Below are 9,616 nucleotides of genomic sequence, written 5' to 3'. Positions count from 1 at the left end.
TGACCCCAGGCACGCCGTTCTCCTGTCACCGGTTCCTGTTCTTCGACAGCTCAGAAACCTAGGCAGGGAGCGGCGTGCCGCCACGACAGGCGCGCTCACCTACCCACAGATGTGTCAGGAGAGCCGGGTAACCGGTGATCCCGTCAGCGGACCCCGGCAGCCCGCTCGAGGGCCTTCAGCTCGTCGTCGAGGTACTGCAGGAGCACCTGGAGGCGGGGGACCGTACGCCGGCAGCCGGTGAGGCCGAAGCACATCTTGCCGTCGTAGGACGTGCAGGTGATGTTGAGCGCCATGCCGTTGATCGGGATCGACAGGGGATAGGTGCCGGTGAGCTTCGCGCCGTTCCAGTAGTGGGTCGTCCGCGGCCCGGGGACGTTGCTGACGATCAGGTTGTAGGGCGGGCGCACGATGCCCTGCATCCGGAAGATCGGCCCCAGGATCGCCGGCGCCTGGCCGAGCGCGCTCATCGCCAGGATCTGCGCCGGGGTCATCGCCGACAGGCTCCGCTTGCCGTCCTGCATCGAGCGGTGGATGGCCGCGAGCCGGTCGGCCGGGTCGGGCAGGTGGGTGCCGAGCTGCACCATCACCGAGCCGACCGCGTTGCCGCCGTCGGCGGAGGCCAGCTGCGACTGCTTCGCGTTGAGCCCGACCGGCACCATCGAGATCAGCGTCGTCTCCGGCAGCGCGTCGAGGTCGAGCAGGTAGGTCCGCATCGCGCCGCTGACCATCGCCAGGACGACGTCGTTGATGGTCGTACCGGTGGCCTTGCCCACCCCGCGCAGCCGCTCGATCGGCCAGTCCTGCGCGGCGAAGCGACGCGAGCCGGTGATGTTCTGGTTGATCATCGTGCGGGGGGCGTAGAGCGACAGCGCCGAGGTCTCGTTGCGCACGCTCTTGTTGAGCGTACGGACGAGCGCGCCGGGCATCCCGGCGGCCTCGGCCGCGAGGGCGAGGGCCGTACGGACGGTGGCGGCCGAGACGTCGGCGAGCGAGGCGCCGTCGTCTGCCGGCGGCTCCTCGCGCCGAGTGCGGGGCCGCACCGCCCACGGGGCGGGCATGTCGCGCTCGTCGGGGTTGGTCGACAGGACGCTCGCGAGGAGCCGCATCGCGGAGACGCCGTCGACGAGCGCGTGGTGGGTCTTAGTGTACATCGCGACCCGGCCGTCGCGCAGGCCCTCGATGACGGTGGCCTCCCACAGCGGCCGCTCCCAGGCCAGCCGCGTGCTGTGCAGGCGCGAGCAGAGCTCGAGCAGCTCGCGGATGCGGCCGGGCTTCGGCAGCGCGCTGTGGCGCACGTGGTGCTCGATGTCGAACTGCTCGTCGGGCACCCACACGAGCTGCCCGCCCGTACGCGCGGAGCGGTGCGGGTGCTTGAGGAAGAGCGGCGCGACCTGCTCGACGTCGCGCATCTGCTCGTACATCTCGCGGACGTAGCCGCGACCGGCGCCGGCAGGCTTCTCGAACAGCTGGAGCCCGCCGACGTGCATCGGCATGTTGCGGCTCTCGGCGAGGAGGAACCCGGTCGCAGTCGGGTCGATCAGGTTGACCACAGGTCTTCTCCTCGCGTCGGCCCCCGCCCCCGCGGCGAGGACGCCCGGGCATCCTCTCGTCTGGGGCACGACGGCCACAAGGAGGCGTCCCGCGACCGGACCGTCTCAGCCTCGCAGCGAGTGGCCCAGCTCGGCCACGAGGGCGTCGACCACCGCGACCAGGTCGCCGCCCGACTCCTTGGCCACCGCGCGCTGGCGCTGGTACGACGCGCCGCGGGTTGGGATGTCGGCGACGGTGCGCAGCTCGGCCTCGCAGTCGAGGCGCTTGGCGACGGGGGAGAGTCGCTCGAGCAGGTCGTGGAGGTCGTCGGTGACCAGGCGCTCACGGTTGCGGTCGTCGACGATCACGATCGCGTCGAGGCCGTAGCGCGCGGCGCGCCACTTGTTCTCCTGCACGTGCCACGGCGGCATCGTCGGCAGGTCCTCGCCGGCCGCCAGGCGGGTGTCGAGGTCGACCACGAGGCAGTGGACCAGCGCGGTGAGGGCGGCGAGCTCGCCGAGGTCGGACATGCCGTCGCAGACGCGGTGCTCGAGCGTCCCGAGGTGTGGCGCGGGACGCAGGTCCCAGCGCACGTCGGCCATCGAGTCGATGACCCCCGTCGTGGTCTGGTCGTCGATGCACTGCTCGAACTCGGCCCACGTGTCGAAGGTGAACGGGAGCCCCGCGGTCGGCAGCTGCTGGAACATCAGCGCGCGGTTGGAGGCGTACCCGGTGTCCTGGCCTGCCCAGATCGGCGAGCTCGCGGACAGGGCGAGGAGGTGGGGGTAGGTCGTGAGCATCGACGCCAGCACCGGCATCACCCGGTCGCGCTCGGGCATCCCGACGTGCACGTGCACGCCCCAGATCAGCATCTGGCGCCCCCACCACTGGGTGCGGTTGATCAGCTCGGCGTAGCGGTGGCCCTCGGTGAGCTGCTGGTGGGACCAGTCGGCGAAGGGGTGCGAGCCTGCGCCGAGGAGGTCGACGCCGAGCTCCGCAGCGGCCGGCGCGACGACCGCGAGGGTGTCGCGCAGGTCGACGACGGCCTCGCCGACGGTGTCGCAGATCCCGGTGACGACCTCGACCGTGTTGCGCAGCAGCTCCTTGTGGAGCCGCTCGGGCTCCTCCAGGCGGCCGCCGGCCAGCTCGTGCACCTCGGAGGCGAGGCTGACGAGGTCGCGGGTGGTGCGGTCGACGAGCGCGAACTCCCACTCCACGCCGAGCGTGGGCGCCGGCGACGCGTGGAAGTCGATGCGCATGGCTCGAGTCTAGGGAGGCACCCCCCGCCGGGGCTCACCCCTGTGACGGAACGGATCGGGCCGGTGCCACCATGGCCCGGTGGACCAGCACGAGGACACCGGGAAGGACCGCGAGAAGGACGCCGAGAAGGACGCCGAGGAGCAGGCGGAGCGGGCCCGCGAGGTCCACCTGACGATGGACCTGTGCCTGCGGATCGGCGAGATGCTGCTCTCGTCGGGAGCGGGTGCCGCCGACGTCACCGCGACCATGCGGTCGGTCGCCGACCACCTCGGCCTGCGCCATGCCGAGATCGACGTGACCTTCACGGCCCTGTCGATGAGTCACCAGCGCTCCGTCGACGACGTGCCGACGCTGATGATGCGCCACGTCCAGCAGCGCGACATCGACTACGAGGACCTGACCGCGGTCGACCACCTCGTGCGCGACGTGCTCACCGACCGGGCCGACCTCTACCTGGCCCGCTCACGCATGGCCACGATCGTGTCCCTCGGTCACGCCTTCCCCCGCTGGGCGGTGACCGTCGCCTGGATGGTGATGGCCGCGTCGGTGGGCGTGTTCCTCGGCGGCGGGCCGGTCGTCTCGATGGTGGCCGCGGTCGCGGCCGCGCTGATCGACCGGGTGCAGCTGGTGCTGGCGCGACGACGGCTGCCGTTCTTCTACCTCCAGGTCGCCGGCGGCGCGATCGCCACCCTCCTCGCGGCGGCCGTCGCCGCCACCCCGATCGAGGTCGACCCCTCGCTCGTCGTCACCGCCAACATCATCATGCTGCTGGCGGGCATCGGCCTGATGGGCGCGGTGCAGGACGCGCTGACCGGCTTCTACCTGACCTCGAGCGCACGTCTCATCGAGGCGATGATGGCGACCGCCGGCATCATCGCCGGAGTCGCGCTGGGCATCTCGGTCGCCAACGGCATCGGCCTCGAGCTCGGCCAGCTCGTGCCCGGGGCGTACGGCATCTCCGACCTGCCGGGCGTGCTGCTCGGCGCGGCGGTGGCGGCGGCCGCCTTCAGCGTCGCGTCGTACGCCCCACGCCGCGCCGTGGCGCCGATCGCGCTCATCACCGCGATCGCCGCGGGCATCTCGCAGGCGGTGACGGTGGCCGGCTTCGGCCGGGCGGCTGCCGCGGGCGCGGCCGCGTTCTTCATCGGCCTCGTCGCCTACGCCGTCGCCGGACGCGTGCGCGTGCCTCCGCTGGTCGTCGCGGTGCCGGCGATCGTGCCCTTCCTGCCGGGCCTGTCGATCTACCGCGGCCTGACGTTCCTGGCCGACGGCGGGTTCTTCGTCTCCCAGGGCATCCTCGCGCTGATGACCGCGATCTCGGTCGCGATCGCGCTCGCCTCCGGCGTGATCCTCGGCGAGTACGTCGCGCAGCCGCTCAAGCGCGAGGCGCGCAAGCTCGAGAGCCGCCTGGCCGGGCCGCGCCTGGTCGGACCGTTCCGCGCGATGACCCGCGCCGAGCGGCGCGAGCTCAGGAAGCAGTCAGCCGACTGAGCTCGGCGAGCCACCGCTGGTGCGTGCCGTCGTACGGAGCCAGTCCGGCGCGCACGGCCCTGACGAGCTCGTCGCAGGAGGCCTGCGCACTGCCGACGATGTCCGCGGGGTAGCCGAACGCGACCTGGTGCTCGGCGAACTCGTCCTCGTCGTCGACGAAGACCTCGCCGGGCCCGGCGGCCCGGTTCTGCGGAGCCGATCCGACGAAGGTCGGCGGCTCCGGCGACATCCGGATCACGTCGAGGTCCAGGTCCACCGCGCGCAGCACCGTGCCGTCCCAGCGGCCGGGCGTGGCGACGTCGATGTAGAGGTCGCACCAGATGCCGGGAGCGTGGAACGTCGCTGCGTACCACCCGTGCGCCGGTACCAGCGTCACGCAGTCGACCTCGGAGTGGAACTCGTACCCGGGCCGCTGGTTGTGGGTGCCCTGGGGGAACCCCACCCAGTCGCCGTGCCGGTCCGCACCGAGGTAGATCCCGGCGAACTGCCAGTGCGGGCGCTCGCCCCACTTCGTCATCTCGCAGCGGATCTGGGTCCCGGGCTCCATGCTCCCAACCTAGGCGAGCGGGCACTCCGTGCCCGTCAGGACCGCCGAGCGGGCACTTCGTGCCCGGTCAGCGGACGGGGAGGCGCGAGGCGACCCGGGCGACGACGTCCTGGTAGCGAGCCCCGAGGAGCCTGGCGGCGTGGTGGATGACGTGGGCGTCGAGACCGACGAGCACGCGGGCCTTCCCGGCGAGCGCGCCGTCGAGGATGATCTCCGCGGCCCGGTCGGGCGACATCCGGGCCAGCTTCTGATCGAAGAGCGCGTCGATGCCCGCGGCGTCGAGCCCGGCGGCCTTGCGTCCGTGGCGGCTGATGCCCGTACGGATGCCGCCGGGGTGCACGCACGTGACGGTCACCGGGTGGCCGGCGACGAGCATCTCCTCGCGGATGGCCTCGGTCAGCCCGCGCACGGCGTACTTGGTGGCGTTGTAGGCCGACTGGCCGGGCACCGAGACCAGCCCGAACAGCGAGGAGATGTTGACCAGGGCGCCGTCGCCGCTGGCGATGAGGTGGGGGAGGAACTCCTTGGAGCCGTGGACGACGCCCCAGAAGTTGATCCCGACGATCCAGTCGAGGTCCTCGTAGGTCAGGTCGGTGAAGTCGCCGGTGGCGGTGACCCCGGCGTTGTTGACGACGAGGTTGACCCGACCGTGCTCCTCCGCGACGCCGGCTGCCCAGGCCGCGACGGCGGCCCGGTCGGAGACGTCGACCACGTCGTGGCGGACCTTCACCCGGGTGCCGGCCCGCTCGACGAGCCGTACGGTCTCGGCGAGCCCGACCGCGTCCCAGTCGGAGAGCGCGAGGACCGCGCCGTCGCGAGCGCACCGGAGGGCCAGGGCGCGGCCGATGCCGAACCCCGCGCCGGTGATGACGACGACCTTGTCGGCGACGCTGGTCAGGCTCATGGCGGCCACGGTAGTCCCCGGTCACGGGGGCGGCGCCGCCAAACCGGTTGCCGCCGTGGGCGAGAATGTCGCTCGTTGTGAAGATCACCTACCCGCCGGAGCTCCCGGTCTCCGCGCGCCGCGAGGACATCGCCGCCGCCATCCGCGACCACCAGGTCGTCATCGTCGCCGGCGAGACCGGGTCGGGGAAGACCACCCAGCTCCCCAAGATCTGCCTCGAGCTGGGGCGCGGCACCGACAAGCTCATCGGGCACACCCAGCCACGCCGGATCGCGGCGAGGTCGGTGGCGGAGCGGATCGCCGAGGAGCTCGGCACCGAGCTCGGCGACGTCGTGGGCTACCAGGTCCGCTTCACCGACCGCACCAGCCGGGCCAGCCGGGTCAAGCTGATGACCGACGGCATCCTGCTCGCCGAGCTCCAGCGCGACCGCGACCTGCGCAAGTACGACACGATCATCATCGACGAGGCCCACGAGCGCAGCCTCAACATCGACTTCCTGCTCGGCTACCTCAAGCGCCTGCTCCCGCGCCGGCCCGACCTCAAGGTGATCATCACCAGCGCGACGATCGACGTGGACCGCTTCGCCGCCCACTTCAGGGCCCCTGTGGTCGAGGTGTCGGGGCGTACGTACCCCGTCGAGGTCCGCTACCGACCCCTGCTCGAGCTCCCGGAGAGCGACGAGGAGGGCGAGCCGGTCCAGCGCGACCAGACCGAGGCCATCCTCGACGCGGTGCGCGAGCTGTCGGCCGAGGGCCCCGGCGACGTGCTCGTCTTCCTGCCCGGCGAGCGCGAGATCCGCGACACCGCGGACGCCTTCGAGGCGTTGAAGAGCGACCGGCTCGAGATCGTGCCGCTCTACTCGCGCCTCAGCGCCGCCGACCAGCACAAGGTCTTCTCCAGCCACTCCTCGCTCGTGCGCCGGGTCGTGCTCGCCACCAACGTCGCCGAGACGTCCCTGACGGTGCCCGGGATCAGGTACGTCGTCGACACCGGCGTCGCGCGGATCAGCCGCTACTCCGTACGCACCAAGGTGCAGCGGCTGCCCATCGAGCCGATCAGCCAGGCCTCGGCCAACCAGCGTTCGGGGCGCTGCGGTCGTGTCGCCGAGGGCATCGCGATCCGGCTCTACTCCGAGGAGGACTTCGAGGCGCGCCCGGAGTTCACCGACCCCGAGATCCTGCGCACCAACCTCGCCAGCGTCATCCTGCAGATGGCCTCGCTCCGGCTCGGCGACATCGCCCGCTTCCCGTTCGTCGAGCCGCCCGACCGGCGCAACGTCAAGGCCGGCACCGACCTGCTCGAGGAGCTCGGCGCGCTGGGGACGGCGACCGACCGGCCGGGCGTACGGCTGACCAGCGTCGGCAAGCGCCTGGCCCGGCTCCCGATCGACCCGCGGCTGGGCCGGATGATCCTCGAGGCCGAGCGCCTCGGCTGCCTGCGCGACGTGCTCGTCATCGCTGCGGCGCTGTCGATCCAGGACCCGCGCGAGCGCTCCGAGGAGCAGCGGGCGCAGGCCGACCAGCTCCACGCGCGCTTCAAGCACGAGACCAGCGACTTCCTCACCTGGCTCAACCTCTGGCGCCACCTCAAGCAGCAGCAGCGCGAGCTGTCCTCGAGCGCCTTCCGGCGCATGTGCAAGCGCGAGCACCTCAACTACCTGCGCATCCGCGAGTGGCAGGACTACGAGTCCCAGCTGCGGCAGGTGTGCAAGGAGATGAAGCTCGAGGTCGGCCACCCCTCCGACACGCCTGACGAGGACGGCATCCACCAGGCCCTGCTCTCCGGTCTGCTGAGCCACGTCGGAGCCCTCGAGGAGCGCGACCCTTCGACAGGCTCAGGACAGCGGAAGGCGCGGCCGGGGGAGCGCAAGCCGATGCGCGAGTACGTCGGTGCCCGCAACGCCCGCTTCGCGATCTTCCCCGGGAGCGTGCTGAAGGGCCGCAACCCCGACTTCCTGATGAGCGCCGAGCTGGTCGAGACGTCCCGCCTGTGGGCCCGTCAGAACGCGGCGATCAAGCCCGAGTGGGCCGAGCGGCTGGGCGCCCACCTGGTCAAGCGGACCTACTCCGAGCCGCACTGGTCCCGCAAGCGCGCCGCGGTGATGGCCCGCGAGCGGGTCACGCTGTACGGCGTGCCGCTGGTCGCGGACCGGCTGGTGTCGTACGGCAAGGTCGACCCGGCGCTGGCCCGCGAGCTGTTCATCCGCCACGCCCTGGTGCAGCGCGAGTGGGACTCCCGGCACCGGTTCCTCGCCGAGAACGCCCGCCTCCTCGAGGAGGCCGAGGAGCTCGAGCACCGCGCCCGGCGCCGCGACATCGTGGTCGACGAGGAGACGCTCTTCGACTTCTACGACGCCCGCGTGGGCACCGACGTGGTCAGCGGCCAGCACTTCGACCAGTGGTGGAAGCGGGCTCGTCAGAAGAAGCCCGACCTGCTCACCTTCGATCCCGAGATGCTCACCCACGGCACCGCCGAGGAGGTGCGCGCCCAGGACTTCCCCACCCAGTGGCTCTCGGACGGCGCCGACACGGGGCTGACCTTCCCGATCAGCTACCACTTCGAGCCCGGGGCGGCCGACGACGGCCTCACCATCGACGTCCCCGTCGCGACCCTCAACCGCGTCGAGGCCGACGACTTCTCCTGGCTCGTGCCCGGGCTGCGCGAGGAGCTGGTCACCGAGCTGATCCGCTCGCTGCCCAAGCACCTGCGCGTGGCGATGGTGCCGGCGCCCAACACCGCGCGCGAGTTCCTCGAGACGACCCCGCCGGGCGCCGAGCCGCTGCTCGACGCGCTGGAGCGCTTCGCCCGCAGCACCCGCAGCCTGGTCATCGACCGCGACGCGTGGGACTGGTCCAAGGTGCCCGCCCACCTGCGGCCGACCTACCGGGTCGTGACCGAGGAGGGCGGCGAGGCCGGTCGCGGCAAGGACCTCGACGCGCTCAAGGAGCCGCTGCGGCCGACCTTCGAGCAGGCGATGGCCGACGTCGCCTCCGACTCCGGCGTCACGGCGACCGGGCAGACCGCCTGGACCTTCGGCGCCGTCGAGGAGTCCTTCGTGCAGCGTCGCGCCGGGCACGAGGTCCGCGGCTTCCCCGCGCTCGTCGACGAGGGGGCCACGGTCGGGCTGCAGGTGCTCGCGACCGCCGAGGAGGCCGCCGCCCACCACCGTCTCGGCGTACGCCGCCTGGTGCTGCTCGCGCTCGGACCCGCGCAGCCGGTGGACGACGTGCTCGCGGCCGCCGGGCTCGACCAGCGGGCCAAGCTGGCGCTCGTCGGGTCGCCGTACGCCTCGGTCGCCGACCTGCTCGAGGACGTGCGCGCCGGCATCGTCGGCGAGGTCGTCGACGCGCACGCGGTCGTGCGGGACGAGGCGGCGTACGACGAGGTGGTCGCCGCGGCCCGTGCCGCCGTCACCGCCGGCACGAGCTCCGCCGTGCACGACGTGATGCGGGTGCTGGAGGCCTGGCGCGCGTGCGACAAGGCCATCTCCGGGCGCGCCGACCTGATGACGCTGCCCGCCCTGACCGACATGCGGGCCCAGGTCGCCCGGCTGATGTCCCCCGGGTTCGTGGGGGAGGCGGGTCCGGCGCGGCTCCGCGACCTCGCCCGCTACCTCGCCGCCGTCACCGTCCGTCGCGAGCGCCTCGACCAGCAGGTCGCCCGCGACCGCCAGCTGATGGACCAGCTCTCCGGGCTCCAGGAGGCGTGGCTGCACGCCGTCGCCGCGCTCCCCGAGGGGCAGCCGGTGCCGCAGCACCTGCGCGAGGCGCGCTGGATGCTCGAGGAGTACCGCGTGTCGCTGTTCGCCCAGCAGCTCGGCACCCGGGAGAAGGTCAGCGACCAGCGCATCCGCAAGGTGATGGCCCGCGCCGGGGTTGCCTAG

6 protein-coding genes are annotated in these 9,616 nt (G+C 72.3%); 2 read left to right on the top strand and 4 right to left on the bottom strand.

Annotation, left to right across the window (positions count from 1 at the left end):
- Window positions 1-143 precede the first annotated feature (143 nt).
- Window positions 144-1,550: a WS/DGAT/MGAT family O-acyltransferase gene (locus IE200_RS14275; protein WP_191280148.1), complete on the bottom strand. Its 1,407-nt coding sequence runs from the start codon at window positions 1,548-1,550 to the stop codon at window positions 144-146.
- Window positions 1,551-1,655: 105 nt separating this feature from the next.
- Window positions 1,656-2,789, bottom strand: a complete 1,134-nt coding sequence (locus IE200_RS14270; protein WP_191280147.1) for a glutamate--cysteine ligase — start codon at window positions 2,787-2,789, stop codon at window positions 1,656-1,658.
- 79 nt (window positions 2,790-2,868) lie between these two features.
- On the opposite strand from IE200_RS14270, the gene IE200_RS14265 reads away from it, so the two are divergent.
- The gene (locus IE200_RS14265) at window positions 2,869-4,281 is read left to right on the top strand and encodes a threonine/serine exporter family protein (RefSeq protein WP_229856559.1); all 1,413 of its coding nucleotides are present in this window, start codon (window positions 2,869-2,871) and stop codon (window positions 4,279-4,281) included.
- Here IE200_RS14265 and IE200_RS14260 read toward each other — a convergent pair.
- Both IE200_RS14260 and IE200_RS14255 read right to left on the bottom strand, forming a co-directional pair.
- The gene (locus tag IE200_RS14260; RefSeq protein ID WP_191280146.1) at window positions 4,259-4,828 is read right to left on the bottom strand and encodes a DUF402 domain-containing protein; all 570 of its coding nucleotides are present in this window, start codon (window positions 4,826-4,828) and stop codon (window positions 4,259-4,261) included. The two genes, IE200_RS14265 and IE200_RS14260, sit on opposite strands and share 23 nt — an antisense overlap.
- Before the next feature lie 67 nt (window positions 4,829-4,895).
- On the bottom strand, window positions 4,896-5,732 hold the full coding sequence (locus tag IE200_RS14255; RefSeq protein WP_229856557.1) for an SDR family NAD(P)-dependent oxidoreductase: 837 nt from the start codon (window positions 5,730-5,732) through the stop codon (window positions 4,896-4,898).
- A gap of 65 nt (window positions 5,733-5,797) precedes the next feature.
- Between IE200_RS14255 and hrpA the strand changes: the two genes are divergently transcribed.
- On the top strand, window positions 5,798-9,616 hold the full coding sequence (gene hrpA, locus IE200_RS14250; protein ID WP_191280145.1) for an ATP-dependent RNA helicase HrpA: 3,819 nt from the start codon (window positions 5,798-5,800) through the stop codon (window positions 9,614-9,616).

This window comes from Nocardioides flavus (ex Wang et al. 2016) (assembly GCF_014653115.1).
Taxonomy (GTDB): Bacteria; Actinomycetota; Actinomycetes; order Propionibacteriales; family Nocardioidaceae; genus Nocardioides; species Nocardioides flavus.
The sequence above is the reverse complement of the archived record's forward strand: the minus strand, read 5'-3'. Positions and strand labels throughout refer to the sequence as shown.